Raw genomic sequence first — 1114 nt, 5'->3', positions numbered from 1 at the left:
CTATATTAATATTTTCAACAATAATATTTTTCCTTGGAAGTGGTCTTGCTGCTTATGCTTCTTACGAGCAAAACATTTATCTTTTAATAATTGGTAGATTTTTACAGGGTATGGGAGCTGTTTCATCGGTTGTTATCGCCTTAATTGCCGACCTTACAAGAGAGGAAATTAGAACAAGGGCAATGGCAACAATAGGTGCTTCCATAGGTATGGCTTTTGCTTTTGGTATGGTTTTAGGTCCTTTAATTGCTTCTCACTTTGGGCTTGGAGGAGTTTTTGCATTTACTGCAGTACTTGCTTTAATTTCTCTTCCTTATATCATCTGGGGAATTCCAAGACCTAAAGTTATAGTTCACCATGATGATGCTGAGTTTACAGGTTCTTATCTTGGAACTGTTTTAAGAGACAGCAATCTTTTAAAGATGGATTTTGGAATGTTTACACTCCATATGGGACTTACAGCTATTTTTACAGTATCTCCGTTAATTCTTGAAAAATTTATATCTCCTTCAGATATATGGAAAGTTTACCTTGTTATGTTTTTAGTTGGACTAACAATAATGGTGCCTTCAACAATAATTGCTGAAAAAAAAGGACTTATAAAAGAAGTAAAAATTGCTGCAATTATTATTCTTCTAATATCCTTTGGCCTTTTTGCAAAATTTGAAAACTCTTTTGTACCTGCTGTAATGGCTATAATAGTTTACTTTAGCGGATTTATGATGCTTGAGCCTATTATGCCTTCTTTAATGAGTAAATATGCTCCAAAACATTTAAAAGGAACAGCTTCTGGTGTGTTTAATACATCACAGTTTTTAGGAGCTTTTGTTGGTGGTGTGTCTGCCGGTTTCTTACTCAAATATGGTGAAAATGCAGTATTTATTTTTGTTGGAATAATAACATTACTGTGGCTTTTAACTGTTTTAAGTATGAAAATGCCGGAAAAGAAAGCTTGACATATAGATTTATACGCATTAGCTTTACGTATTATGGATGATTTAAGAGCTTATGAAATCCTGCCTGCTGAACCTGTTTCTGATACAGAAAGAAGACAGCGGGCTTGGATTTTAAAAAGAAAGCTTAAAAAGAAAATTATGAAAAAAGCAAAGGAACA

General features: G+C 33.5%; 1 protein-coding gene. It reads left to right on the top strand.

The window, feature by feature from the left end; genetic code table 11:
* Positions 1-956, top strand: a 956-nt coding sequence (locus HG1285_RS00390; RefSeq protein WP_008289676.1) for an MFS transporter, incomplete at its 5' end; no start/stop codon positions are given.
* Positions 957-1114: the final 158 nt, after the last annotated feature.

The organism is Hydrogenivirga sp. 128-5-R1-1, from assembly GCF_000171895.1.
Note: the sequence above shows the minus strand (reverse complement) of the source record. Positions and strands in the feature narration are given on the sequence as shown.